This window comes from Nocardia sp. NPDC023852, assembly GCF_040639505.1.
Classification (GTDB): domain Bacteria; phylum Actinomycetota; class Actinomycetes; order Mycobacteriales; family Mycobacteriaceae; genus Nocardia.
In genome coordinates this window covers 1-24,288 of sequence record NZ_JBFAAB010000007.1, presented here as the reverse complement: position 1 = coordinate 24,288, position 24,288 = coordinate 1, and the positions used below count along the sequence as shown (strand labels likewise).

General features: G+C 62.3%; 24 protein-coding genes. 12 read left to right on the top strand and 12 right to left on the bottom strand.

From position 1 onward, the window contains the following. Positions 1 to 217 precede the first annotated feature (217 nt). Complete coding sequence (locus AB0H00_RS14055; protein ID WP_357265623.1) at positions 218 to 847, top strand: TNT domain-containing protein; 630 nt, start codon at positions 218 to 220, stop codon at positions 845 to 847. 1 nt (position 848) lies between these two features. Continuing rightward, entirely contained in the window at positions 849 to 1,103 is a 255-nt protein-coding gene (locus AB0H00_RS14050) for a hypothetical protein (RefSeq protein WP_357265621.1), read from the top strand. A 392-nt stretch (positions 1,104 to 1,495) separates the two neighbouring features. Here AB0H00_RS14050 and AB0H00_RS14045 read toward each other — a convergent pair whose 3' ends face one another. The 8 genes from AB0H00_RS14045 to AB0H00_RS14010 all read right to left on the bottom strand — a co-directional run bounded on the left by AB0H00_RS14045 (position 1,496) and on the right by AB0H00_RS14010 (position 9,924). Continuing rightward, the gene (locus AB0H00_RS14045) at positions 1,496 to 2,164 is read right to left on the bottom strand and encodes a GntR family transcriptional regulator (protein ID WP_357265619.1); all 669 of its coding nucleotides are present in this window, start codon (positions 2,162 to 2,164) and stop codon (positions 1,496 to 1,498) included. Positions 2,165 to 2,481: 317 nt separating this feature from the next. Further along, complete coding sequence (locus tag AB0H00_RS14040; RefSeq protein WP_357265617.1) at positions 2,482 to 3,162, bottom strand: GntR family transcriptional regulator; 681 nt, start codon at positions 3,160 to 3,162, stop codon at positions 2,482 to 2,484. 37 nt (positions 3,163 to 3,199) lie between these two features. Then, entirely contained in the window at positions 3,200 to 4,654 is a 1,455-nt protein-coding gene (locus AB0H00_RS14035) for an NAD-dependent succinate-semialdehyde dehydrogenase (protein ID WP_357265615.1), read from the bottom strand. A gap of 83 nt (positions 4,655 to 4,737) precedes the next feature. Next, a complete protein-coding gene (locus tag AB0H00_RS14030; RefSeq protein ID WP_357265613.1) occupies positions 4,738 to 5,991 on the bottom strand; it encodes an aspartate aminotransferase family protein in 1,254 nt (417 codons plus the stop codon). 176 nt (positions 5,992 to 6,167) lie between these two features. Next, a complete protein-coding gene (gene solA / locus AB0H00_RS14025; protein WP_357265611.1) occupies positions 6,168 to 7,316 on the bottom strand; it encodes an N-methyl-L-tryptophan oxidase in 1,149 nt (382 codons plus the stop codon). 2 nt (positions 7,317 to 7,318) lie between these two features. Beyond that, the gene (locus AB0H00_RS14020; protein WP_357265609.1) at positions 7,319 to 8,086 is read right to left on the bottom strand and encodes an amino acid ABC transporter ATP-binding protein; all 768 of its coding nucleotides are present in this window, start codon (positions 8,084 to 8,086) and stop codon (positions 7,319 to 7,321) included. Then, positions 8,083 to 8,952, bottom strand: coding sequence for an amino acid ABC transporter permease (locus tag AB0H00_RS14015; RefSeq protein WP_357265607.1), 870 nt, complete (start codon positions 8,950 to 8,952; stop codon positions 8,083 to 8,085). Before AB0H00_RS14015 ends, AB0H00_RS14020 begins: the two co-directional genes overlap by 4 nt. 54 nt (positions 8,953 to 9,006) lie before the next feature. After that, positions 9,007 to 9,924 (bottom strand): transporter substrate-binding domain-containing protein, encoded by a 918-nt coding sequence (locus AB0H00_RS14010; protein ID WP_357265605.1) that lies wholly within the window; start codon positions 9,922 to 9,924, stop codon positions 9,007 to 9,009. A gap of 340 nt (positions 9,925 to 10,264) precedes the next feature. Between AB0H00_RS14010 and AB0H00_RS14005 the strand changes: the two genes are divergently transcribed. The 6 genes from AB0H00_RS14005 to AB0H00_RS13980 all read left to right on the top strand — a co-directional run bounded on the left by AB0H00_RS14005 (position 10,265) and on the right by AB0H00_RS13980 (position 17,189). Beyond that, positions 10,265 to 10,945 (top strand): haloacid dehalogenase type II, encoded by a 681-nt coding sequence (locus tag AB0H00_RS14005; RefSeq protein ID WP_357265603.1) that lies wholly within the window; start codon positions 10,265 to 10,267, stop codon positions 10,943 to 10,945. Between the two features lie 26 nt (positions 10,946 to 10,971). Then, complete coding sequence (locus AB0H00_RS14000; protein WP_357265601.1) at positions 10,972 to 12,249, top strand: FAD-binding oxidoreductase; 1,278 nt, start codon at positions 10,972 to 10,974, stop codon at positions 12,247 to 12,249. Positions 12,250 to 12,379: 130 nt separating this feature from the next. Continuing rightward, complete coding sequence (locus AB0H00_RS13995; RefSeq protein ID WP_357265599.1) at positions 12,380 to 13,819, top strand: aldehyde dehydrogenase family protein; 1,440 nt, start codon at positions 12,380 to 12,382, stop codon at positions 13,817 to 13,819. Next, positions 13,816 to 14,799: a D-2-hydroxyacid dehydrogenase gene (locus AB0H00_RS13990; protein ID WP_357265597.1), complete on the top strand. Its 984-nt coding sequence runs from the start codon at positions 13,816 to 13,818 to the stop codon at positions 14,797 to 14,799. Before AB0H00_RS13995 ends, AB0H00_RS13990 begins: the two co-directional genes overlap by 4 nt. A 127-nt stretch (positions 14,800 to 14,926) precedes the next feature. After that, the gene (gene aspA, locus AB0H00_RS13985; protein WP_357265595.1) at positions 14,927 to 16,429 is read left to right on the top strand and encodes an aspartate ammonia-lyase; all 1,503 of its coding nucleotides are present in this window, start codon (positions 14,927 to 14,929) and stop codon (positions 16,427 to 16,429) included. A 403-nt stretch (positions 16,430 to 16,832) separates the two neighbouring features. After that, positions 16,833 to 17,189 carry a hypothetical protein gene (locus AB0H00_RS13980; protein WP_357265593.1) on the top strand — a complete coding sequence of 119 codons (357 nt, stop codon included), beginning with the start codon at positions 16,833 to 16,835 and terminating at the stop codon, positions 17,187 to 17,189. A gap of 221 nt (positions 17,190 to 17,410) precedes the next feature. On the opposite strand, the gene AB0H00_RS13975 is transcribed toward AB0H00_RS13980, so the two are convergent. Continuing rightward, on the bottom strand, positions 17,411 to 18,022 hold the full coding sequence (locus tag AB0H00_RS13975) for a GNAT family N-acetyltransferase (protein ID WP_357265591.1): 612 nt from the start codon (positions 18,020 to 18,022) through the stop codon (positions 17,411 to 17,413). A gap of 277 nt (positions 18,023 to 18,299) precedes the next feature. On the opposite strand from AB0H00_RS13975, the gene AB0H00_RS13970 reads away from it, so the two are divergent. From AB0H00_RS13970 to AB0H00_RS13955, 4 genes are all read left to right on the top strand, one after another. Continuing rightward, complete coding sequence (locus AB0H00_RS13970) at positions 18,300 to 18,449, top strand: hypothetical protein (RefSeq protein ID WP_357265589.1); 150 nt, start codon at positions 18,300 to 18,302, stop codon at positions 18,447 to 18,449. A gap of 32 nt (positions 18,450 to 18,481) precedes the next feature. Then, positions 18,482 to 18,958 (top strand): SDR family oxidoreductase, encoded by a 477-nt coding sequence (locus tag AB0H00_RS13965; protein WP_357265747.1) that lies wholly within the window; start codon positions 18,482 to 18,484, stop codon positions 18,956 to 18,958. Positions 18,959 to 19,238: 280 nt separating this feature from the next. Continuing rightward, positions 19,239 to 19,580, top strand: coding sequence for an Lsr2 family protein (locus tag AB0H00_RS13960; protein WP_357265587.1), 342 nt, complete (start codon positions 19,239 to 19,241; stop codon positions 19,578 to 19,580). Between the two features lie 283 nt (positions 19,581 to 19,863). Beyond that, entirely contained in the window at positions 19,864 to 20,586 is a 723-nt protein-coding gene (locus AB0H00_RS13955; RefSeq protein WP_357265585.1) for a hypothetical protein, read from the top strand. Positions 20,587 to 21,052: 466 nt separating this feature from the next. On the opposite strand, the gene AB0H00_RS13950 is transcribed toward AB0H00_RS13955, so the two are convergent. The 3 genes from AB0H00_RS13950 to AB0H00_RS13940 all read right to left on the bottom strand — a co-directional run bounded on the left by AB0H00_RS13950 (position 21,053) and on the right by AB0H00_RS13940 (position 24,008). Next, positions 21,053 to 22,042, bottom strand: coding sequence for a terpene synthase family protein (locus AB0H00_RS13950; RefSeq protein WP_357265583.1), 990 nt, complete (start codon positions 22,040 to 22,042; stop codon positions 21,053 to 21,055). 49 nt (positions 22,043 to 22,091) lie between these two features. Beyond that, complete coding sequence (gene uppS, locus AB0H00_RS13945; protein ID WP_357265581.1) at positions 22,092 to 22,844, bottom strand: polyprenyl diphosphate synthase; 753 nt, start codon at positions 22,842 to 22,844, stop codon at positions 22,092 to 22,094. 984 nt (positions 22,845 to 23,828) lie between these two features. Continuing rightward, complete coding sequence (locus AB0H00_RS13940; protein ID WP_357265579.1) at positions 23,829 to 24,008, bottom strand: hypothetical protein; 180 nt, start codon at positions 24,006 to 24,008, stop codon at positions 23,829 to 23,831. Positions 24,009 to 24,288: the final 280 nt, after the last annotated feature.

Sequence of the window (24,288 nt, the reverse complement as noted above, 5' to 3'; positions counted from 1 at the left end):
GTCGCTGCACAGACGTGTGCGCGTCCTCGGGGTCGGAAGGCCGATTCGCAAGGCTCGTGTCGACACCTCGGCGGCCCGCCGGTCCAAGACCCCAGATGCTCTCGAACCACATGTGGCAGGTACTGATCGGCCTTATCCTCTGAGCTGTAACTACTTTCAAGCGCTTGGGGGTATCGTGCGCTACCGATCTTTCCTCACCGTGATCTTCACCTTACTAATGCTTCTGGTCGGACAACCGTGGACGGCACCTGCCCAACCAGGGTCAGCGCAGTCGACCTGCGCCCCAGCCATTCCGGATAACGCACCACCGACGACGAGCTTCTACGACCCGAATCGGCAGTATCTCGGCCCCGATCCGCTCCCACAGGATCTGCCGGTACAGCCGCTGCTGATCGGGTACCAGAGGTTCGGCAGGCTCACCGCGGATGACTTCGTGGCCAAGTACCGCCACGACTCCGACTGGATCTACCCTCCTGAGGACGGATTCCAGGTGATCGGTGGGCAGGCCGTGCGGCACCCGCGGGAATTGCCGCCCGGCAAGCGGATCGACCGGTTCGGTTACCCAGGTGGACGTTTCCTCGCACCGGCAAATGATCAGTTCGAAGCGCGGGCGCTGCCGCCGCAGAACCTCAACACGCCCACGGGAACTCCACCGAGCAACTACCACCTCTACTGTGTTCTCAAACCGTTCAAGGTCGAGGCGGGTCCGATCGCCGCGTGGTTCGAGCAACCCGGTGGTGGAACCCAATTCCTCCTACAGGCCACGTACCTCCCCGAAGCCGGGTCGGCGCTGAGCGTCACGTGGCTCCTGCAGAACGGATACCTCGTCGAAGAAAGGCCTGCCTGACATGGATCGTAAGCAACTCAACGTCGCGTTGCTGGCGGCCGGACTACCCCCGGAATCGTTCCAGATCCCGGGCACCCATACTCACGATCCGCTCCCGACCGACTTCTGGTTCCTCCGGAAGGGAGCACGCGGCGACTGGGAGGTCGGCGCTTACGAGCGCGGGAAATACGATGTGCGCGAACGGTTCGACACCGAGCCGGATGCAGCGGCCTGGCTGTACCGCACCCTCACCGGACAAGCTCCCTCAGGCGCGTAACGTGCCAATTCCGGCCTCGTCGGTTCTGTTGGCGCCGACCGTGGGCTGTTCCGAACGGTAATCGTCCGCGGCGTGCGAACGCCGACGATCTGCGCACCCATCATGATCTGACCAGTGGTGTATCCCCGCCGGTGTTCATTGTCTCGTTGCGCTTGGTCCAGGAACGCGATCAGCCGATCGCACCATTCCTCGAGCGCTCGCTCGTCGTTCGCCATCCTATGTTCGTCGTACATCGCGCGCCGCGACAGCGAAGTCGCAATGCAGGCCGTGGGAAACGACTGGTTTCCCACGCCGCCCGCATGCTTTCCTGCACCGCGCCATCGGCCTGCGGGAACTTCGGCTGATTCGCGAGAGCGACTCCGTGATTGCCGCGCACTGGGTGAACGACGCGGCTACACGTTCGGTGCTCCGTCGCCGTCCTCCCGGCGTGCACTGGTCAGCGAGTCGACCGCGTGAGTCAAGTGCCGATCGATCTCCGCCAGCATCTCGGCGAGATCGCCCCCGAGCAGCCGGTCGAGCAACCTCTGGTGTTCCTCGACCGCTGTAGGCGGCCGGATGTACCGCTCGTCGAAAGACGACATGCACAGCATGGTCTCGGCGGCCAGCGTGGAGAACATTCGGATCAGCCGTGGGCTTTGCGCGGCTTCGACCATCGTTTCGTGGAACAAGAGGTCCTCGCGGGCCAGTTTCGGCCAGTCGCCGGCGTCCATGTATTGCGCGATGTTTCCCAGGATTTCTTCGAGGCGAGCCGTGAGTCCGGCTGGAATTCCGCGTTCATACACGGTGCTCGCCGCTTCCTTCTCAACGGCGCGACGACTACGGTAAATGTCCTCGATGTCGCCGTCGTCGAGCTCGACGACGAACACGCCTCGGTTGCGGTGGCTGACCAGGAGTCCCTCCTGGGCGAGGCGCTGCACGGCCTCTCGGACGGGACCACGGCTCATCTTCAGCCGAGCGGCCAGCTGTGCCTCGCTGATCTGCTCACCCGGTGCGAAGCTGCCCTCGAGGATCCGCTCCCGCAGCTGTTCCGCGATCACCGCAGAGGTGACCCGAAGAGGCATGGGAACCATGTTATCGATACCTGTCATCTGCTGCTGCTTTCCCGGTGCACCGTCACCTGTGGTGGATCAAGGATGTGACCGAATCCGAGTCGCATGTCGATGACGTTCCGCGACGGGCGGCCGTCGGCTGGGCAGGCCCACAGTGGCGATCTCGAAGTTGGTCAGGTCCGTCGCACCTCCTGATGGACGGTTGTTGCCGCCTTTGTCGACATGTTGACAGTTGGCAAGCCTACACTTCAGTGGAACGCCGTACGCCGTGGCCTACCCGCCGATAGGTCGGAGCAGTGCCATCCCCGAGATCCCGATCCTGGGCCCAGTCAATTCTGGTGCGTTGTTGTGGTGAGATCGTCAACGGCCTTGCGCATGTGACGACTGATCGCCTGCTGAAGTCCTTCGTTATCGCCGGCTTCCAGCAAGTCCAGGAGATTCTGGTGTTCCTGGACCAGAACGTCCACTCGCGGATAGGAAACCCGGAGGTTGAGAATGCACATTCTCGATTCGGCTACGAGCGTGTCGTAAATCCGGATCAAACGCGAGTTTCCTGTCCTTTCAACAAACGAGGTGTGGAATTTCATATCCAGTCGGGTGAGCGCTTGCCAGTCCGACAAAGCAACCCGCGCTGCCATTTCTGTCAAAATTTCTTTCAGGGACTGGCAAGTGCGGCTGATTTGTTCCTGTCCGGCGACAAGGAGGATGTTTGCGGATGCTGATTCCACTGCCTCGCGGACGGCATAGATCTCCTTGATATCGTCGATCGACAGCTCCGGCACGAAAACACCGCGGTTCCGGAAGCTGACGAGGATTCCCTCCTGGGCCAGCCGCTGCAGTGCTTCGCGGACTGGTCCCCTGGATGTCCGCAGCTGACCTGCCAGAACAGATTCGTTGATCTGCTGACCGGGACGGAAGTCCCCTTGGATGATTCGTTCCCGCAGGTGATCGGCAATCAATTGTGCAGTGGGTCGTCCATCTAATACAAGCGGTCCCTCGGGTGTCGCCATGCGAACTCCCTTGATTCAGTCATCGGCGCAAAGAGATCTAATGCGCTATTGCGGTGTACTTGTACTCGAGAAACTCGTCGATTCCGATCTTTCCGCCTTCGCGTCCCAGTCCGGACTGCTTGACGCCGCCGAACGGCGCTGCTGGATTCGACACGAGGCCTGTATTAAGGCCGACCATTCCTACTTCCAGCGCGGAGGAGAACCGCATGGCTTTGTCGACACTTTCGGTGAACACATATCCGACGAGCCCCCATTCGGTGTCGTTTGCCAGGTGCACCGCTTCGTCCTCCCTGTCGAAGGGTGTGATTGCCGCGACCGGCCCGAAGATCTCGGTTCTCATCAGTTCCGCATCCAGGGGGACGTCCGTCAGGACCGTTGGTGTGTAGAAGTACCCGGGACCCTGCGGTCGGTTTCCGCCGGTCAGGATGCGGGCACCCTTGGCGACGGCGTCGGCGACCAGACCCTCGACTTTGTCCAGTCCTGCCTGTTCGATGAGGGGACCGACCTCGGTTCCTTCCACCGCGCCGTTGCCTACCTGTAGTTCGCCCATTCTCTTGGCCAGCTTCTCCCCGAATTCCTCTGCGAGGGTGCGGTGTACGAAGAAGCGGTTCGCGGCTGTGCATGCTTCGCCCATGTTCCGCATCTTGGCCTTCATGGCGCCGTCGACGGCCCGGTCCACGTCGGCGTCTGCCAGAACGATGAAGGGAGCGTTGCCTCCCAGTTCCATGGAAGAGCGCATAACGTTCTCCGCTGCTTGACGCAACAGGATCTTGCCGACCTCGGTGGACCCGGTGAAGCTGACCTTGCGTGCGATCCCGCTGCTCATCCATGGCTGCACCACGCTGGCGGCATCGGACGTCGTGACGACGTTGAGAACGCCGTCGGGAAGGCCGGCCTGCTGGAAGATCTCCACCAAGGCCAGAGAGGTCAGGGGTGTCAGTTCCGCCGGTTTGAATACCATCGTGCACCCGGCGGCAATGGCCGGGGCGATCTTACGGGCACCCATTGCCAGCGGGAAGTTCCACGGCGTCACCAACACGCACGGCCCGACCGGTTCCTTGCTGATCAGGATTCGGGTGTTGCCGTCAACGGAGGTGGTGTGGTCTCCACCGATACGAATGGCCTCCTCGGAGAACCACCGCAGGAACTCGGCGCCGTAGGCCACTTCGCCCTTGGCTTCGGCAAGAGGCTTGCCCATCTCGGCGGTCATGATGGCGGCCAGCCGGTCGGTGTTGGCAATGACCAGGTCGAAGGCGCGGCGCAGGATGTCCGCCCGCTCCCGAGGGGTGGATGTGCGCCACGTCGCCTGCGCGCGCCCGGCCGCCGCGATGGCATCGAGGGCGTCGTCGAGCCCGCCGTCGGCCACCTCGGCGATGACTTCCTGCGTTGCCGGGTTTTCCACGGTGAAGGTGGCTGCGCCCGTGGCTTTCCGCCAGACACCGTCGATGAACAGGTCCGTGTGGAAGGTGGAGGGGTCCAAGGAAGAGTTCATGTGACACTTTCAGTGATCGAGGGAGACGGGTTCCGCCGGTCCGGAGGGTGAGTCCGTCGCCGGCGGAACCATGGGGGATGTGCCTATGTGGTGGCCGTCTTGAGGGCCTGGGTGAATTTGGTCAGGCCGCTTCGGATTTCGTCGCTGGTGACATTGAGCGCCGGAATGATGCGGATGACATTGCCGTACGGACCGCAGGTGAGAAGCAGCAGTTCTTCGGTGACAGCGGCCTGTTGCACGGCCAGTGCCATCGCAGCATCGGGAGCATCGTCAGCGGTGGTGAACTCGACTCCCTGCATCAGGCCGCGGCCGCGGATGTTCCCGATCCCGGCGAAGTCGGTCCGGAGGCTTTCCAGGCCCGCGCGCAACTCCTCGCCCCGAATCTGGGCGTTGGACACCAGGTTCTCGCGCTCGATGACGCCCAGCGTTGCGACGCCCGCGGCGGCGGCGACCGCGTTTCCTCCATACGTGCCGCCCTGGGAGCCCGGCCATGCCTTGGCCATCAGCTCGGTGGGGGCGGCGATCGCGGAGATGGGGAATCCGCTGGCCAGGCCCTTCGCGGTGATGACGACATCCGGCCTGATCCCGGCCCAGTCGTGTCCCCAGAACTTCCCGGTGCGCCCCACGCCTGCCTGGACTTCGTCCACGATGAGCACGATGCCGTGCAGATCGGCGCGTTCACGCAGCCCCTGCAGGAAGGTGGCGGGGGTGGGAATGTAGCCGCCGTCGCCGAGGACGGGTTCGATGATGAAGCCCGCTGTGTCGGCGGGGGTGCTGATGGTCTGCAGGAGGTGATCGAGTTCCTTCAGGGCGAAGGCAACAGCTGAGTCTTCGTCCCAGCCGTATCGGAAGGCATGGGGGAAGGGAGCGATATGCACCCCGCCCATCAAAGGGGAGAACCCGGAACGGAACTTGGTGCCGGCGGTGGTCAGCGAGGCGGCACCCACCGTCCTGCCGTGGAATCCGCCGTGGAACGAGATGATGTTGGGTCGTCCGGTCGCCATGCGTGCCAGACGGACCGAGGCCTCGACCGCTTCGGAGCCGGAGGTGGCGTAAAAGACACTGTCGAGTCCCGCCGGCAGGAAGTCGCCCAGTTTCTCGGTGAGCTCGAGCAGTGGCTTGTGCATCACCGTCGTGTACTGGGCATGAACGATCTTGCCGACCTGTTCGCGAGCCGCGGCCACGACATCCGGGTGGCAGTGCCCTGTGCTGGTGACGCCGATGCCGGTGGTGAAGTCGAGGTACTTCTTGCCGTCGGTCGCGTACACCCAACTGCCGGCCGCGTACTCGACGACGACGGGGGTGGCCTGCTTGAGAACCGGGCTGAGAGTTGCCATGGCAGTCATTCTTTCTTGAGAATTGTCAATTGTCAACAATCGACAATTCGGTTGATGGGTTTGTCACGTGCCGCGTGGCGAGGTTGAACCCCTGGCTCGCCACGCGGCACGTGACCTACCTCGAGCCGTAGGGACCTTGCGCGCTGACGGTTGCCACGCACCTCGTCGGCAGGGACCTAGCCCTCGCGCGGGTGGGGTGGCTGAAACCGTTGGGGCCGCAGGAAGTCGAGCCCTCGGAAGGACCGCGTGCCCAAGGCCTCGTTGGCGGCGATCTCACCGAAGCCGGAGGCCATCTTGAAGCCGGCGCCGGAAAATCCGGTGGCGCAATAGATTCCGCTGTCCTCCCGCAGGGGGCCGAGAAGGGAGTGCTGGTCCGCGGTAAAGAGGTCCGGGAAAGCGTCGGAGCGGACAATATTGGGAAAAAGGCCGGGCAAGAACTCGGTGACCGTCTCGGTGGTCTCCGCAATCTCGTCTGCCGTGAGCTCCCTGGGCACTGTCTCGGCCCGCGGGGTGGGTGCCCCGCGACCGTCCAGGGTTGCCTTGACGGTCACCCCATCGACGCTGGGGGCCCCGTACATGGAGCGATCTCCGGAGATGCGGATGAAGATGGGGAATTTCTCCGGCGTGAATTCGGAGGCGTCCCGCGCCACGAACCACGACAGGAAGATCCGGCGTGTTTCGGTTGCTGCCTTCAGGTAATCGGGCATGAGGTGCTGTGACCAGCCGCCGGAGGAAATGATGACTTTTTCGAACTTCCAGGAATCGTCGCCGGCCGTGACGACGACGCCGTCGCCTGCTTCGCGTACGTCGTCGATCGCAGTGTTGGTGAGTACCGTTGCCCCGTTCGCCTGTGCGGCGGCCACCGCGGCAGTGACTGCGCGGTCGGTTCGCAGGGCGCCTGCATGGGGATCGAACACCGCTCGGTCATCCGGCCGCAGGTTGTGTTGCGGGTACCGCTCGGCCATCGCCTCCCGGCTCAGTATTTCGTGGTCCGCTCCGTTCAACCGGGTGGTTTCGAGCAGGCTCGGAAGATACGGACCGTCCACCGTTCCGATCGACAGTCCGCCGCAACGGGTCAGGATGTGCTGACCCGAGTCGGCCTCGAGTTCGGCCCAGAGACGGCGGGAGCGTTTCAGGATGGGGTAGTAGTTCGGCGTTCCGCGATACAGCATGCGGAACAGGCGTGTGTCACCACCGACGGCGCTGCGGGCATGGCCCGGCGATTGCGCCTCGAATCCGACCACCGAGTCGGACGAGCGGGACGCTTGCCACAATGCCATGCTGCCAATGCTGCCCAGGCCGATGACGGCGAGTTGTCCGTTCATCGTCACAGTACCTTTTCGAGGAAAGCCTGGGTCCGGCGTTCCTTCGGGTGGGCAAGGACTTCGCGGGCGTCTCCGCGTTCGATGATGCAGCCCTCGTCCATGAACAGCAGGGTGTCGGCGACTTCGCGCGCGAAGCCCATCTCGTGGGTGACCACGACCATGGTCATGCCCTTTTGAGCCAGGTCCTGCATGACGGCGAGGACTTCACCGACTTTTTCGGGGTCCAGGGCGCTGGTCGGCTCGTCGAACAGCATGATCTGTGGATTCATGGCCAACGCTCGCGCGATCGCTACGCGCTGCTGCTGTCCTCCGGACAGCTGCGCGGGATAGTGGCCGCCGAACCCGCTCAGTCCCACGCTCGCCAACAGCTGCTTCGCTTGTTCGGCGGCCTGTTGTTTGTCGCCGCGCTTGACCAGTACGGGGCCGGCCATGATGTTTTCGGCGGCGGTCATGTTGGGAAACAGGTTGAACTGTTGGAAAACGATGCCGACCTTGGTGCGCTGTTCGGCCAGGCGTTTGCGGCTCAGGGCATGGAATGCGGTGTCGGTCTCGTAGTAGCCGAAGTGTTCTCCGTTGACCTTCAATACTCCGAGATCGATGGTCTCGAGGCCGTTGACGCAGCGCAGCAAGGTCGATTTTCCGGAGCCGCTGGGGCCGATGATGCAACAGATCTCCCCGCTGGCGATATCGAGATCGATGTTCTGCAGAACCGTTTTGGAGCCGAAGGATTTACGGATCCCTCGGCCGTGGATCGTACCGTCGCAAGTCATCGGGCAATACCTTCCGGGTCTGTCAGCAGAACGTTCTTGGCTTTCCGGGGAAGCCTGGAAGCTGAATGGGAGTACTTCTTCTCGAGCTGGGATTGTGGGTAGCTCAGAATCAGGGTCATCACGAGGTACCACAGGCTGGCGACGATCAGCAGGGGAATGGTCTCGTAGGTGCGTGCGTAGATGAGTTGGGCGCTTTGGAGCAGCTCCGCGACGCCGAGAACGCTGACGAGTGATGTCTCCTTGAACATTCCGATGACCTGGTTTCCGGTTGCCGGAATGATCGAGGGCATCGCTTGGGGAATGATGACCTTGCGCATTTTCATCGCGCCACTCATTCCCAATGAGTCAGCGGCCTCGATCTGGCCCTTGCCTACCGAGGAGAACCCGCCGCGGATGATCTCCGCCATGTACGCCGCTTCATTGAGCGTCAGGCCGATAACCGCGGCCGTGATGGGGGTGATGAGGGCATTGACGTCGATGCCCATGCCGCCGATCGACAGGTTCGGGTACAGCGCGGCGATGTTGAACCAGAAGATGAGCTGTACCAGCACCGGTGTGCCACGAAAGAAGGTGATGTATATCCCTGCCGTTGCGGCGATCGGTTTGATGCTCGAGGACCGCATGATCGCCAGGATCAGCCCCAGCAGAGTGCCGAGGACCATGCTGACCACCGTCAGGTAGATCGTCAGGACCAGCCCGCGCAGGATTGATTCATGGGTGAAGTATTTTGCGACCACTTCCCACTGAAAGTTGGGATTGATCGAGACCGAGACGAGTATCCCCATGGCGAGCAGGATGCACACCACCCAAGTCGTGTACTCGAACGCACTTCGCCGCCGAAGCCTCGGTTTGAGGGCAGGATCCATCCCGTTCATTATCGCGTTACTTCCGTGGGTAGTCGGTTGCACCATGGTGTTTCCCTAGTTGAGCTTGGCTTCGGTAACGCGGCCCGCGGTGAGACCCCAGTTGGACAGGGAGGTCTGGTATTGGGGGCTGTCGAGGACGGATTGGACGGCTGCCTGCAAGGCGGGAGTCAGCGGCGATCCCTTCTTGAGGGCGACGGTGACGATGTGCTCCGTGTGCGTGTCGACCTGGGGGGTGAGGACGGTAATGGCGTTGGGTTGGCGCTTTTCTGCCCACACCAGGGCCGCGGTGTCGTAGAAGACACCGTCGACCCGCTTGGAGGCCAGCTGGGTCAGCGCTTCCTGGACGTTGGGCAGGGTGATGCCATTGATCGCCGGCTTTCCTTGGGACACGCACGTCCATTCGGAGATGTTGGGTAGGTGCTTGAGCTGCGCGTTGGAGCCCTTTGTCACGGCGATGTTCTTGCCGCACAGATTGTCATTGCTCAGGCCCAGCGGGTTTCCGGCGGCAGCGGCCACGGACACCCCCGCATCGAAGTAGTCGATCATGTCCAGGACCTCGAGCCGCTCGGGTGTGGGTGACATGGACGTGGCGGTGAAGTCGTATCGGTCGCCCTCGATGCCGGGAATGATGGTGTCGAAACTGGTGTTCGCGAACTTGATCTTCAGTCCGAGCTTCTTGGCGACCAGGCGGGCGACGTCTGGGTTGAGGCCGATCGCAGTGGTGTTGTCATCGGCTAAGAAGGTGGTCGGCGGGTAGTGGAGGTCCATCGCCACCGTCAGTTCGCCCTTGTCTTTGTATGAGGCGGGCAGCAGTGCGACCGCGGCGGCGTCCGGCTGCACGCCCTCGGAGATATCGGCCGTATTCGACGTCGAGCCCGCTGCCCCCTCGCTGTCGACCGTGCTACACGCACTCAGGGCAACCAGGAGGGCGAAGCCGGCCACTGCGGCCTGGAGTCTTGTTCTTGTCTTCATGGGTTTCCTTCGAATGATTCAGCGAAAGAGGGTTTGCTGAACGGTCGCGGGTTTTCGGATTCCCGGCCGGTAGGTCTTCCGTCGCCGCAGGTGGCGGGGCATGTGTGCGAGGCATCTGCACTGCCGGATAGACCATATCCAACCAGTCGGTTTGGCAGTGCAGTGGATCACACTACCCCTCTTGCGAACTGTTGACAATTGACAATTGTGCCGCTTAGGGTCAGATCAGCAGGCAACAGAGTCCTGAGTGAGGGTGGCCACGACGGCCCGGCAACTCCGCATCCCCCCGGGAACGGCAGTGGTCCCCGAACTGTTGCCACCCCCACCTTCAATGAAACGGATGACCATGGCAGACAAGACTTTCCGGCCGAAGTACGTTTCCTTCGATTGCTACGGCACGCTGATCAATTTCGACATCGATCCCACCACCCGCCGACTGCTCGCGGGCCGTCTTCCTGAAGAGCAGTGGCCCGCGTTCAAGAAGGTGTTCCGCGGGTACCGGTACGACGAGGTCTGCGGCGACTACAAGCCCTACGAGCAGATTCTTCAGGATTCCTTCGACCGGGTGTGCCAGCGGTGGGGCATCGGGCCGGCCGAAGGCGCCGGCGCACAGTTCGCTGAGGCTGTACGCGGCTGGGTTGCCCACGAGGACGTGCCGGCTCCGCTGAAGCTCATGGGCGACAACTACAAGCTGGTGATTCTGTCCAACGCAGACGACAGCTTCCTGGACATCAGCGTTCCGAGGCTCGGTGCAGACTTCCACGCCGTCCTCACCGCCGAGCAGGCCCAGGCCTACAAGCCGCGCTACCAGGCGTTCGAGTACATGCTCGACACCCTGAACGCCGAGCCGGAGGACTTCCTCCACGTCTCCTCGCACACCCGGTACGACCTGATGCCGATGCACGACATGGGCTTCCGGAACCTGGTGCTGCTGGACCGTGGCTATGACCCCATCACCGCGGGCTACGACTACACCACCGTCGATTCGCTCGACGAACTCAACAAACTGCTCGGTCTCTGATCCGCGGTCAAGGCGAAAGGTCAATCGTGAAACTCATCCCCTATTGGTTGGATACTGCTGAGCCGTCCGGCGACTACCGCCGGACACCAGTTCCCGCACAGGTCGACGTCGCCATCATCGGCGCCGGATTCACCGGGCTCTCGGCGGCGGTCGAGTTCGCCGCGCAAGGTGCGAGCGTTGCTGTTCTCGAACGGCATACTGTGGGTTGGGGTGCGTCCGGCCGCAACGGTGGGATGGCGACCACGGGATTGGCGATCAGCTTCCACACAGCGGTGAAGCGGTACGGGGGCACCCGCGCCGTGGAAATGTTCCGGGAATACAACGATGCCATCGACACCATCGAGAAATTGGTGCAGAACTATGGCATCGACTGCGACTTCCAGCGGTTCGGAAAGCTTTCGTTGGCCTTTCATCCCTCCCACTACGAGGGAATGCTGAAGTCGCAGGAGCAATTGGCCGCCCTGGCCGACCACGATGTCATCACCATCCCGAAGTCCGAGATCCACAGCGAGGTCGGTACCGATTTCTATCACGGAGCGATGCTCGATCCGCTGGGAGCCGGACTGCACGTCGGGAAGTTCGCGCACGGCCTGGCCGGGGCCGCCGATGCCGCGGGCGCTGTTCTCTGCGAAAACGCAGCGGTCACCGAACTGCACAAGGTCTCGGGAACCGTTCACGATGTGCACACCACCCGCGGGGTAGTCCGAGCGAAGCAGGTGCTGGTGGCTACCAGTGGCTACACAGGCGCCGTGACGCCGTGGTTGCAGCGGCGCGTGATTCCGGTGGGCAGTTTCATCATCGTCACCGAACCGCTGCCGGACGAGGTGGTCGACCGCATTCTGCCGAACCGGCGACAGTCCTCGGACAGCAAGATGCTGACCTACTATTTCCGCATCACCCCGGACAACCGACTGCTGTTCGGTGGTCGCGCCCGCTTCGCGCTCTCCAGCCCGGATTCGGATGTCAAGAGCGGCAAGATTCTTCGCAAGGCGATGATCGAGCTGTTCCCGTACCTGTCGAACGCCAAGGTGGATTACACCTGGGGTGGACTGGTCGATCTGTCGATGGACCAGATGGTCCATGCCGGCGTTCACGACGGAGTGTTCTATTCCCTCTGTTACAGCGGCCACGGCGTCCAGATGGCGGCCCACATGGGAAAGAAGATGGTCCGCTACATGGGCGGCGACAAAACCGCGAACGTTTGGGAAGACCTGAAGAATCCCCCCGTCCCGGGACACTTCGGGCCCCCGTGGTTCCTGCCGATCATCGGCGGCGCCGCGAAGATCATCGACCGCATCAAATAGGCAGGTAGGCAATCTCATGGTTCCGTCTTCAAGCGTCGTCGACTCGCGTCCGAAAACAAGCGACAGTCGGTCAGGGATTGCCACTCTGCCCGGAGGGGCCTTTCTCGAAGGCCGATGGCAGTCCACCGAGATGACCCTGGACGTGCGCGATCCCGAGGATGGGTTCCTGCTCAGCCGGGTGTGCACTTCGACGGCGCAGGACGTGCGGCGCGCTATCGCGCACATCCACCGTCACCTACAGGTCGACCCATGGCCGCTGCGCTCGCGCCGGCAGGCGCTGGAAAAGGCAACTCGGCTGCTCGACGAGCAGTCCGCGCGGTTCGCCACCATCATCGCCGCCGAAAGCAGCAAGACCATCACCGAGGCGGAGCGTGAGGTCGTCCGCTGCATCGAGACGCTGCGGCTCTCGGCAGCCGCGTCCAGTGAGCTGTCCGGATCGACCCTGGACTTCGATGACAGCACCGCGGCCGGGAAAAAGATCGGCTGGTACAGCCGCAAACCGGTGGGTATCGTCGCGGCGATCACACCGTTCAACGATCCCCTCAACCTGGTCGCGCACAAGCTGGGCCCGGCCCTGATCGCCGGCAACGGTGTCGTACTCAAGCCCTCCGAGCGGACCCCGCTGAGCGGGCTGGCCCTTGTCCAGCTGCTGCTCGAGGCGGGAGTCCCGTCGGGACGGATCGCCGCGATCGTCGGCGGTCCCGGTGTGGCCGAGGCGCTCGTGACCGACGACCAGATCGACCTGATCTCCTTCACCGGCGGTCCCCGGACCGCCGAACGGATCGCTGCCGCCGCCGGCGCCAAGAAGATCCTCTCCGAACTCGGCGGCAACAACGCCACGATCGTCTGCGCCGACGCCGACCCGGTCTATGCCGCCGACGCGATCGTCGCCGGAGCGTTCGGGGTCGCCGGCCAGAACTGCCTTTCGGTGCAACGCGTGTACGTGCACACATCGCTCTTCGAGCGGGTCCTCGCGGAGGTCACCCGCGGCACCCAGGCACTCCGCACGGGGCCGAAGTTCGACCGCCGCACCGACGTCGGCCCGCTCATTTCCGAGGCCGAGGCCCGGCGCGTCGAGGAATGGGTGGATGAGGCCACCGCCGCGGGGGCGTCGGTCCACGTGGGAGGCCAGCGACGGAACGCCTTCTACGAACCCACCGTCCTGACCGACGTGCCGACGGAGTGCCGGGTTATCCGCGACGAAGTGTTCGGTCCGGTCGTGACCATCCTGCCGTTCGTGGAGGTCTCCGACGCCGTCCACGCCGCCAACAACTCCGAGTTCGGACTCCAAGCAGGTATTTTCACCCAATCGATAGAGCTCGCCCTGACCATCGCCGACAAACTGCACGTCGGCGCCGTGGTCATCAACGAGACCAGCGACGTCCGCATCGATTCGATGCCGTTCGGCGGCTTCAAGAAATCCGGTGTCGGCCGCGAAGGGGTGCGGTACGCCGTGCACGCGATGACCGAACCCAAGAACACCATTGTCAACCTCGGACAATCGGGGGCGCTCTGGCAACTGCTGGGCGGCCTGCCAGAGTCGGCCGCCAAGCCATCACCGGTGTCATGACGACGGTCGCCGAACGTACCCGGCCCGTCGTCGCGGTCCTCTACCGAGAGGCCTTGCCGCCCCGGTTGGCGGAGATCGAGGAGATCTCCGAGGTTCGACTGACCAAAGCCGACGGTCTGGCCACCGCGCTCGACGGCGCGAACGTGTTATACCAATGGCACTCGTTCTCGCCGGCCTTGCGGCAGAACTGGGATGCCGCCGCCTCCCTGCAGTGGGTCCATGTCTCCGCGGCGGGGGTAAGCCAACTCCTGTTCGACGACCTGATCGGCAGCGACATCATCTACACCAACTCCCGGGGCGTCCTGAGCCGGGCCATCGCCGAATTCGCGCTCGGATTCGTTTTGAACATGGCCAAAGACGCGCAGAACTCATTCCGGCTGCAGCGACAACACCGCTGGCAACACCGAGTCACTCGCAAGCTCCGGGGGCAAACTGCGCTGGTGGTAGGCACCGGCTCCATCGGCCGCGAAATCGCCCGTCTCTTCCATGCTGTGGGCATAAAGGTCAGCGGCGCCGCCCGCTCCAGCCGGCCCGGTGATGACGATTTCGCCCAGATCCATTCCTCCCGGGACCTGGCGAGGATGGTCCATGACTACGACTACGTCGTGCTCGCAGCGCCGCTGACCAATCAGACGAGGGGATTGGTCAGCGGCGAAGTGCTATCCGCGATGAAGGCGTCCGCCTGCCTCATCAACGTCGGACGCGGGGAACTTGTTCATACCGGCGCCCTGACCGAGGCGTTGGAATCGGGTTCGATCGCCGGCGCTGCCCTTGATGTCGTGGACCCCGAGCCTTTGCCCGACGAACACCCGTTATGGAGCATGGACAATGTCATCATCACCCCCCACATGAGCGGGGACACCGATAATTATCTCGATGACCTCAGCAAATTGTTCGTCGACAATCTGAAACGATTCCGCGATCGCGAACCACTACACAATGTCGTAGACAAAGCGCTCGGATTCGTTCCCACTACCTGAATCCGCCGCATTCCGCGGCCCGGGAGCAGCGCCACAACGGTCGCGGACTGCCGGGCAGGCCGGGAGATCATCCCACCGACAACATCCGTTCACTCACCCCAGACCACCATCGCGAGAACCGAGAGCAATGGCACAGATGACCGAACCGTCCCTGGTGGAAGCCAAGGGAGGCAGGATCGAGACAGACTTCATGGGTGCCCGCGAAGTTCCGTCCGCCGCCTACTGGGGCATCCAGACACTGCGCGCAATAGAGAACTTCGCGATCACCGGTATCGAAATATCCTCGTATCCACTGCTCGTCAAGGCACTCGCCCAGATCAAGCATGCGGCAGTACTGGCAAACTTCGATCTGGGCTTGATCGACGCGGTAAAAAAGGACGCCATCAGCCAGGCCTGCCAGGACATCGAACAAGGCCGACTGCTGGACCAATTCGTGGTCGATGTCATCCAGGGTGGCGCAGGCACCTCGACGAACATGAACGCCAACGAGGTCATCGCCAACCGTGCACTGGAGATCCTCGGGTCCGACAAGGGCGAGTACTCCAGGATTCACCCCAACGGGGACGTGAATATGGGGCAGTCCACCAACGACGTGTATCCCACCGCGATAAGGATCGCGACCATCCAAGCCACCCAACGGTTGTTGGCCGCCATGGGTCATCTCCGCCTGGCCTTGGCGCGCAAAGCCCGCGAGTTCGATGATGTGGTCAAAGTCGGTAGAACCCAGCTGCAGGATGCCGTGCCCATGACCCTCGGCCAAGAGTTCAGCACCTATGCGGTGATGGTTGGCGAGGACGAACGCCGAATCCACGAAGCCCTGGTTCACCTACACGAGATCAATCTGGGGGCAACTGCCATCGGCACCGGCCTCAATACTCATCCACAGTATGCCGCCCGAGCCTGCGCTCACCTGCAACGCATCACCGGGCTGCCGCTGGTGACGGCCGGCAACCTCGTGGAAGCCACCCAGGACTGCGGGGCCTTCGTACTGTTCTCCGGGATGCTCAAACGCGTCGCGGTGAAACTGTCGAAGATCTGCAACGACCTGCGGCTGCTGTCCTCCGGACCCAGGGCCGGCTTCGCCGAGATCAACCTTCCCCCACGACAGGCGGGATCGAGCATCATGCCCGGAAAGGTCAACCCGGTCATCCCGGAAGTGGTCAACCAGGTGGCCTTCGAGGTCATCGGCTATGACCTCACCGTCACCATGGCGGCCGAGGCCGGACAGTTGCAGCTGAATGCCTTCGAACCGATCATCGCGCGCTCACTGTTCGCCAGCCTTGCCTCTCTGACCGCGGCATGCACCAGCTTGGCCGACCACTGCATCGACGGAATCACCGCCAACAAGGAATTCCTGCGCTCCCAGGTCGAAGCGAGCATCGGAGTCGTCACCGTCCTCAACCCGCTGATCGGCTACGACGCAGCAACCTCTATTGCCCGCCAGGCCCTGACCGGCGGTCGCAGCGTCACCTCCCTGGTGCTCGAAAGTGGACTGCTCACCGCCACTGAGCTCGACGAAATTCTGCGCCCCGAGCACCTGGCCAATCCACAAGCCCGCACCACGGAAGGGATGCCTACTGCGGTCGCGGTGCCGGGTCCTGACTCTGTCGGAACACCGCATGATCGCTGACGGCCAAGCGCTAGTGGACTCCGCGTCATGATTCCCGACACCGGACTCACGATCATGCCCACCGAACACCGCACACGACCGGCGCTGTTCCTGAACCAACACCGTGCCGGCGGACGGTTTCCCACTCTCCGCCAGTCGGCCTTCCGCCCCACATCCAGGACGGTTGCACAGCCGGCGCAACTAGCAAGACTTGCGCAACAACTCGCAGGTCGAGACGTCCGTGGACACTCCAAGTCACGCAAACCCGCAGATATGACGCTCGAGCCGATCACCCCGTCCGGCCAGCCTCGACCCTAGAACCGCACTGTTGAACAGAGAACCAATGTCTATACCCGACAATGGGGCATACCCGAGGAGGAGCCCGGATCGACCGGCCCACACGGTACCGGGCGGATTCGATCCGGTGGAGTCAGATATTCGGCGTTACCGGCGACGGCGCGAACGACAACGAGAAGCCGAACGCCACCGCCCGAAGCAGCTCAGCAAACAGGAAAAAGAAGTAGAAGACATCCTTGCTTTCGCCCGCATCTGGGCACCCTTCGGCGGTGCCCCGGAGGAGGAGACCTTTATCAAATTCGGCATCTGTCCGACGCGGTTCATCGAAAGACTCTGGCAAATTCTCACGGAGATGTCCGGTGACAAAGCCGAATTGGCCGAGCTGCGGCAAGCCTACCCGCGTTATGCGGTGGCGGTGACGGCTTTTGACTCCGTCGCTCCCACGATCTCTGACGGACAAACAATACCGGGCTGCGCGCCGTGATTCCCGTTGCCGAACACCTGGGTGCGATGCCCTCACCGCAGCCGATGCCGCTCGACGCGGGGATCACCTTCCAGTGCGGCAGCAAGTCGTCGCCATCGCGTCGAATATCTGCGCGAAGGAGGGTCTGCTGGGAACAGCCAAGGAAGACAGCATCGTGGTCGATATGCTTCGTGCTGTATTCGCAACAGATGGGTGGGTCGCGATGTGGTCAGATCCGGCTGTCACGGGTCAGTCGTTGCAGGGTTTCCGGCCCGACGCCGAGATCGGTGTGTCACCCATACCATCCCGCGGCCGGACTCGGCCGGCGCATGCTGTTCGCGCGGCACGATCCGATCCAGTCGGTACCCGATACGGCGGGCAACGGCAGAACTGCGAGTATTGGCTGCGTCGCAATGGATTTCGACGCGACTGATCCCATGCAGACTCAACGCCGTCTCGGTCAGCGCCGCGGCGGACCGGGTGATCACGCCGCGGCCGGTGTGCATGACATGGCACCAGTACCCGATTTCCAACGTTGCGGACCCCACCCGATCGTGCAGGCCGATTGCGCCGAGCAGCGTTCCCCTGGAGTCGAAGATGCCATAGTTGAAGTCCCCGGCGGCTGTGGGCCAGCTCGCGGTCGCGACTTCGTTGAACTCCCGCTGCTGGTCCAGCGTCCTAGGCTCGGTCAACCACGGCATCCATGCGTGGAGGTGGTCGAACGACGCGGTGATCGCCTCGAATTGGGCTACGAGGTCCTGCGACTGCCAGCGGCGGATCAGGATGTCGCCGAGGTCTATGCGCGGAGGCGGCGCAACTTTCGGCGCCAGCGCTGGGGGAAGCCCGGATTCCATTTGACGATCGTGGCCCCTGCCTAGCAGTCGGGCAACATAATATTGCCGCGACCAGAATGGGACTCGCGGCAGTCTGTTGGTGGGGCTGTCCGTCGTTCGATGCGGGCAGCGGCCATGACCGAACTGCTCGAATTCGCCCGCCCGGCGACACCATCGTGGCCTACATCCTCGACCTGCTCGGCCGAAACCTGCGCGAGGTACTGAAACTGGTACACGACCTCAGCGAGAAGGGAATCGGGACCCCAACCACGAGATCACGACCGACACGACAGTGTTGATGCTGTTGGTGGATAACGGCGCTCCGACCATCAGGAACGCCGCCGCGGTGCCACCGCTCGCCGAGGGGGCCTCGATACGGGTATGGCGGGCGCGCACTCCGATCAACGGCCTGACCTACGAGTATGGCGGGCTCGAGCCGGCGTGGTAGAGCACCCGGGCATGATCTGATCGCTACGGCCCATAGCAAGGCGTCTCTGTCGACCGAGGCTCGCAGTCGCTGGGGTAAGCCTGCGGCGACCTTACAATCTCGATCAACAGGCGGTCGACAAGCACGCCGATGCGGTCGCGGCGACGGCCGGCAGCATCGACATCGCCCTCAACGCCGCGAGTGTCCTGCACGACCAGCGAACTTTGCTGGCGGACCTCTCGCTGGAGGAGTTCATGCGGCCGATTGATGGCTTTCTGCGGACGCTGTTCATCACGAGCAAGGCTGTGGCACCGCACATGGGGCGCGAGCGTCCTGGCGTCATCCTGACTTTATCCGAGCTGGGTTCCAAACTGGCTACCGACGAGCCGCCAACTGGCCGATATCGGTTATCGACGTCCGGGCTTCCTTCCGGTGGAATGCGGATATCGCGCGCGGATCTTGCCGAAGTCATGGTCGCACGAGCAACCGCCCCTGGACGGGCACGAACCGTCTATTCGGTGTCGTACTAGACAGTATGAGAGCTCATTGCGATCCAAGCGGTGAGCCGCCATGACGCAACCTTGAACACTCGCAATGGTCATCGCGCGGAGGCGCAAGTGGCAAGACGACCGAGTGAGGCAGGCATGGGGCGCAGGTCGGCCACCTGACCAACTCGGCACCGAACATCTGTTGGCCGTTCCCATTTGGGATGGACCAAGTGGGCGGCGGCTGGCCGTTCGATTTCGCATGGGAAAGCAGCCACCCGTAGCTCATTTAGCTATTGCGCCAGTACGGTGTTAATCTGACGCGATGGCTCAAAAGACGGTGGTTAAACACTATGACGACATCAGCGGCGACGAAATTGATCTGAACATCGTCGACAAACCCACGACCATCTTCTCTGTCGACGGGGTCGAGTACGAGATCGACCTGGGTGCGAAGAACCGCGATAAGTTCCACAAGCTGTTGGACCCCTACATTACGGCTGCCAGGCGAGTCGGTGGGCGCAGGAGTGTGCGCCGCACCGCTGGGCCGAACGACAAGAATGAGGCTGCTGCTGCGCGGCAGTGGGCGATCGGAAAGGGGATCGCTGTCCCCGCTCGCGGCAGGGTGCCGCAGGCGGTGATCGATCAGTACCGTCAGGCGGTTTAACGCCCTGGCAAGTGGGGGTTGCGTGAGGGCATGAGCACATCTCATGCCCTCAGCTATTTACCGAGCGCGCAACTTCGCGGCGTGCTCCGTACACACAATGGTCGTTGCATCGTTGATGTAAGCAGTGCGCCATCGCTTGTCAGCACGTTCGTCCAGGCCTGCTGCAACTGGTCAACGGTCGTGCCGTAGTCCAGGCTGCCGCAGATCTCGACCGCCCGGTGATACGCCAACTCGGAATCGGCGCTGATCGGCGCGTCGGTGTTGTGCAAGTAGCCGAGAAACGATGGACCGGGTCGCCGCGTTCACTCGGCGCAAACCGTCGGCCCGCGGCAAAGTGCAGGACCAAGACGCGCTGCCGGCGTTCCGTGCCCAGGTGCGGGCCTGGGCAGCCGGGGAAGCAATACCCGGCACTGCGGCCTACACCTGCGGACCGTCGCGGGACTGGGCGGTGGTGTGGGTGGTCGACGTGATCACCGGTAGTGCTATGTGCCCGCACGAGGTGTTCGCGCTGTTGCTCGAGGATATCGATCTCGATGTGCGGGATTCCTATCTCGATGTCACTGGGACGCTGGTCGAGGTGAAAGGGAAGTGGGTGCGCAAACCGGCCCCGAAGTCCGACAACGGGTGGCGGCGCATCCTGCTGCCCGACCACACCGTCGAGGCGATCCGCGAGGCGATCAAGGACCTGGAGACATCAGCTCGACCCAACCCGATGGGGCTGCTGCTTCCCGCTCGCAACGGGTCGGTGCGCAACCCGAACAACTTCGGCCGGATCTGGCGTGCGGCCCGAGGGGAGAACTTCGCGTGGGTGACTCCGCGTACGTTCCGCCAAGGTGCGGCGACCGCGGTGGACCACGCCTACGGTGACCCCGAACGCGCCGCACGCCAGCTCGGCAACACTCGCGCGGTGGCCAAGACGCACTACATCGACGCGCCCGAGACCGTTCCGGACAATCGAGACGTGCTCGAACGAGGGGCCCGGGGCTCCATCGGCCCGAAAACGTGAGATTTCTGTGAGAACCGTTCGAATCCGCCCGGTCCTCACGAACGAGAAAGCGGTCGGGCTGACAGGATTTGAACCTGCGACCACCTGACCCCCGCTATCCCGGTCCAACGTTGTGCACGTCAATCATGATGCCCACCATTCGGATTCGCTCGCTTTGCGCCTGCTCCGCGCAAGGCCGCTCATAGAGTGTGGCCTCAAATTGTCCCCAGATTGCACGGCCGCGGAGCCCTCGAACGTAGAGCGAGATTGCGGTTTCTGCGACCGAAAGTGGAAGCTACCCAGAACGGTGATGCGACCTCGAGAGTCTTCATATCGCTGTGACGGAGGGTTGCCTTTCCGGGGCGTGGGATCCCCGGTTCGGACACCCGGTCGGTGTGATCAAGGTGCCGTCGAGCATCACGAGCTCGTAGCCGGCGGCTTTCGCCGCCAGCAGCACCGAGCGCAGGCCCTGGGCCTGCCCGGCGAGTTACACCCTGCTGTCCTGATTCGCATACCTTGGCGATTCCCGGTGTAGTCGCACGTACATTCCCAATCCGTTCCGTACTGTTTGCACCACAATATCGACCGCATCGCGCTCACTGTCGGTACTGTGTCGATATGCGGAACTAGCTTTCAATGAGTGTTCGGCCTCAATATAATCCGTGACCCGAGATTCGATCATGCGAGCCACTTCGTCGAATGCCGCGACGAGTGTCAGACCTTTCTCTGCTCTGATGACGTGTATCAAGTTCACTTCACCGGCTGCGTCTTCCTTGTGATACGACGCCATGTCGTTCACCCAGGCCGCAATGTCGACCCAACTTTCACGAAGATCACACATTTCCGTGCTATCGTACAGCGCGTCCGACAATTCTGTGCGCTGCATGAACTCGACTAAATCCAGAAAAATGTATAAGGCGACCGTATTTCGCCGCATCGAAATGTACTCTTGGAGACCCGGAAAATGCCCTTCTCGCCGGTTGTCGAGTTCGATCGCCATGGCAAAACTGCAGTCGAGAAAATTTTGCCGCATTCGTCTCCTCCAGCTGTGCGATTGCCTGGGGTAAATCCTCTGCAGGCATTCTGCGAGCGCGGTTTCGAGTCCGGGCTCGGGCGTTTCCGCCCGCCCTGTTTCGAGTATGCGGTCGAAGCGGGAAATATGGCTTTGGAGATCCTCCGGTGAGTCGTATTCATCGAATCCGACTCGATCGTCGAGCAGGAAGCTGCATTCGCAAAGTATCGTAAGTATAACCAGGTCATCGGGATCGGAGTCCGGAAATATCTGACATACGATTTTCGCGCAGTCTATTCCGCGCAACCGTTCTTCTTCGGTAGCTGTTGGCGTCCCAAACCATTGTGTACGCAATGACCGTGATTTCTCGTCGACCTGCTCCCGAAAGGGGTTGATGAGGGAACTCTCGATATAGGAATCCTCGAACGGTAGGTTCGGTATCTTAGCTGCCCAATCCGTGCTCATGAATACCTCCAAATTATCATCTGAGGGTTGTGATGGGTTTACCGGGGGCCTATTGTAGCTGCGTATCCAATTTTCTATTGCCGTCATCGATGCTCCCGAATTTTCGATCGCGTCGCTGATATTCGCGGATCGCATCCAACAGGTGATCAACGGTGAAATCAGGCCAGAGAGCAGGTGTGAACACCAGTTCGCTGTAAGCGAGCTGCCAGAGCAGGAAGTTGGAGATCCTGCTCTCGCCTGATGTGCGGATAACGAGATCCGGATCGGGCATATCCGGAGCGTACAGGTATCGACTCACCAGCTCACTATTCAGATCCGCGGCATCTACGCCGCTCTCGATTATTTTGCGGATGGCATCGACGATTTCATCTCGGCCGCCGTAATTCAAGGCGATGGTGAATGTCATTCCGGTATTGTTCTTTGTCGTCGATGTCGCATAGTCGATCGCCCTGCGCAGGGCGCGGGGTATGCGCATCTCCGCGCGCCCGATCCATCGGATCCGTATATTGTGCCGACCGCATTCGTCTAGCCACCGGTAGATCGCTCGTTCGATCGTACTTGCAATGAATCTGACCTCGAGCTCGGGACGTTGCCAGTTCTCCGTTGAGAACGCATATACCGTGAACCATTCGATTCCTAGATCGGATGCGCTGATCGCTAGATCGCGAATTACTCGCACGCCCTGGTTGTGGCCTCCGATCCGGGAACCATTTTGCAGCTGGGACCACCTTCCATTTCCATCCGGAATACAGGCGACATGCCGGGGAATGTTGTCGGGGTCGAGAGGTGATTTACTCTGCAATGTGAACTCCGTGTTTAATCGGGGGTGTCGATGCGAGCACGCCGCGGCACACTCGCGGCCTCTCGGAGTGTTTGCCGGTGCTGAGGGGACGCAGGATATGGTTCGGGTGCGGATGTGGAAGGCGAACCACGCCACGGCGCAGAACCCGACGAACCACGGTAGCCGGACAGCGAGATAGGGATCGCCAGCAGTGTAAAGCCAATCAGGTTCACGACCGGATACAGACCTTCTGCCGCAGATCTTGCGTGGTCAGGCCCGGCCTGACGTTCGGCGGCTGCGGTATCATCCATCTGATCGGGGGTGCTCAGAACAGTTCTCCAGTAGCTTCCTGCGGCAGTGTGTCGAAGCAGTTCGTAGTGACTGTGTTTCACAGTAGCCGCCATACCCCCAGCCGGAAGAACCAATTCGTCAGGCGCACATTCACTCTGGGTGCGGACTGCCGGAGACGGACAGTGGTCCGCGTGAATAGTCCATATCTGTTCGCTCTCCGACCAGCGGTTTCGAGTGTGGCTCGCTTGCCCCGTGCACGGTCGAGATCTCGAGCGGTGGATGGTCGCCGTCGACTCCGACGATCGACCGGCACTGCACTCGTTCGTCCGGGGACTGCGCCGCGACCAGGACGCAGTCACCGCGGGCCTCACCATGGCATGGAGCAGTGGAACGATCGAAGGGCCACGTCAACCGCATCAAGATGCTCAAACGGCAAATGTTTCGTCCGCGCGAAGACCGACCTCCTCCGCAAACGAATCCTGTTGAGCAAGTGGACAACCCGGGATTCAAGATCACCAAATCAGTGCCAGACCCCGGATTGGCGTGCTGTTGACACTCCGGATCTCCGGACGGGCGTTCGCCTATTCGACAAGGGGTGCTCCTGATGTGTCCATATGACAATCTCGTTGTCGCGCTGGACACGACGACTGGGCGAATGGCCTGTGTGCCAATCGATGCCGCCGATCACGGGATGCTCACGTTGCGTGCCAAGAGCTACACGGGTGACAGGACGCTGGTGTGTGCGCTGTGTTTACCGGCATCGACGCGCAACCGGGCAGCATGGTCGCAGCCGTCGTGCGAGGCGGGATCGGTGGGTGTCGGCGTCCCCACTTCGCGCATCCGCCAGGCCAATTCCCGGCAGGATTCCAGCACGAGTCCGAATCGCTGTGGCACATCACCTGCCGAACGTTCAGCCTCCTCGCCGACGCAGCACACGCACGACGCCACCGAGGATCCGCAGGCGGGTGGCCGGTGGCTGCCCGCACAGCGCCGCGGTGCCGAAGGGGCCCACCAGCCACAACGTCCTCCGCCGAATGCCGCTCCCGCACCATCCCGGCGGCGGATGTGCACTAAGACGGCGTCTTACGTGGTTGTGATTCGGTTCCGCTGCATCGGATCCGGTTGTGCTGCATGATGTTCGGTTTGTGACCGACGAGTTGTCGAAACGTCTTGT

Coding starts and splice junctions, on each gene's coding strand:
- AB0H00_RS13975 (WP_357265591.1), bottom strand. CDS start 18,022: ATGGAATCCGGGCTTCCCCCAGCGCTGGCGCCGAAAGTTGCGCCGCCT.
- AB0H00_RS14050 (WP_357265621.1), top strand. CDS start 849: ATGGATCGTAAGCAACTCAACGTCGCGTTGCTGGCGGCCGGACTACCC.
- AB0H00_RS13990 (WP_357265597.1), top strand. CDS start 13,816: ATGACGACGGTCGCCGAACGTACCCGGCCCGTCGTCGCGGTCCTCTAC.
- AB0H00_RS14015 (WP_357265607.1), bottom strand. CDS start 8,952: ATGGATCCTGCCCTCAAACCGAGGCTTCGGCGGCGAAGTGCGTTCGAG.
- AB0H00_RS14005 (WP_357265603.1), top strand. CDS start 10,265: ATGACCATGGCAGACAAGACTTTCCGGCCGAAGTACGTTTCCTTCGAT.
- AB0H00_RS13960 (WP_357265587.1), top strand. CDS start 19,239: ATGGCTCAAAAGACGGTGGTTAAACACTATGACGACATCAGCGGCGAC.
- AB0H00_RS14040 (WP_357265617.1), bottom strand. CDS start 3,162: ATGGCGACACCCGAGGGACCGCTTGTATTAGATGGACGACCCACTGCA.
- solA (WP_357265611.1), bottom strand. CDS start 7,316: ATGAACGGACAACTCGCCGTCATCGGCCTGGGCAGCATTGGCAGCATG.
- AB0H00_RS13955 (WP_357265585.1), top strand. CDS start 19,864: ATGGACCGGGTCGCCGCGTTCACTCGGCGCAAACCGTCGGCCCGCGGC.
- AB0H00_RS14055 (WP_357265623.1), top strand. CDS start 218: ATGCTTCTGGTCGGACAACCGTGGACGGCACCTGCCCAACCAGGGTCA.
- AB0H00_RS13970 (WP_357265589.1), top strand. CDS start 18,300: ATGCTGTTGGTGGATAACGGCGCTCCGACCATCAGGAACGCCGCCGCG.
- AB0H00_RS14030 (WP_357265613.1), bottom strand. CDS start 5,991: ATGGCAACTCTCAGCCCGGTTCTCAAGCAGGCCACCCCCGTCGTCGTC.
- AB0H00_RS14010 (WP_357265605.1), bottom strand. CDS start 9,924: ATGAAGACAAGAACAAGACTCCAGGCCGCAGTGGCCGGCTTCGCCCTC.
- AB0H00_RS13950 (WP_357265583.1), bottom strand. CDS start 22,042: ATGAGCACGGATTGGGCAGCTAAGATACCGAACCTACCGTTCGAGGAT.
- AB0H00_RS14045 (WP_357265619.1), bottom strand. CDS start 2,164: ATGCCTCTTCGGGTCACCTCTGCGGTGATCGCGGAACAGCTGCGGGAG.
- AB0H00_RS13995 (WP_357265599.1), top strand. CDS start 12,380: ATGACCCTGGACGTGCGCGATCCCGAGGATGGGTTCCTGCTCAGCCGG.
- aspA (WP_357265595.1), top strand. CDS start 14,927: ATGGCACAGATGACCGAACCGTCCCTGGTGGAAGCCAAGGGAGGCAGG.
- AB0H00_RS14035 (WP_357265615.1), bottom strand. CDS start 4,654: ATGAACTCTTCCTTGGACCCCTCCACCTTCCACACGGACCTGTTCATC.
- AB0H00_RS14020 (WP_357265609.1), bottom strand. CDS start 8,086: ATGACTTGCGACGGTACGATCCACGGCCGAGGGATCCGTAAATCCTTC.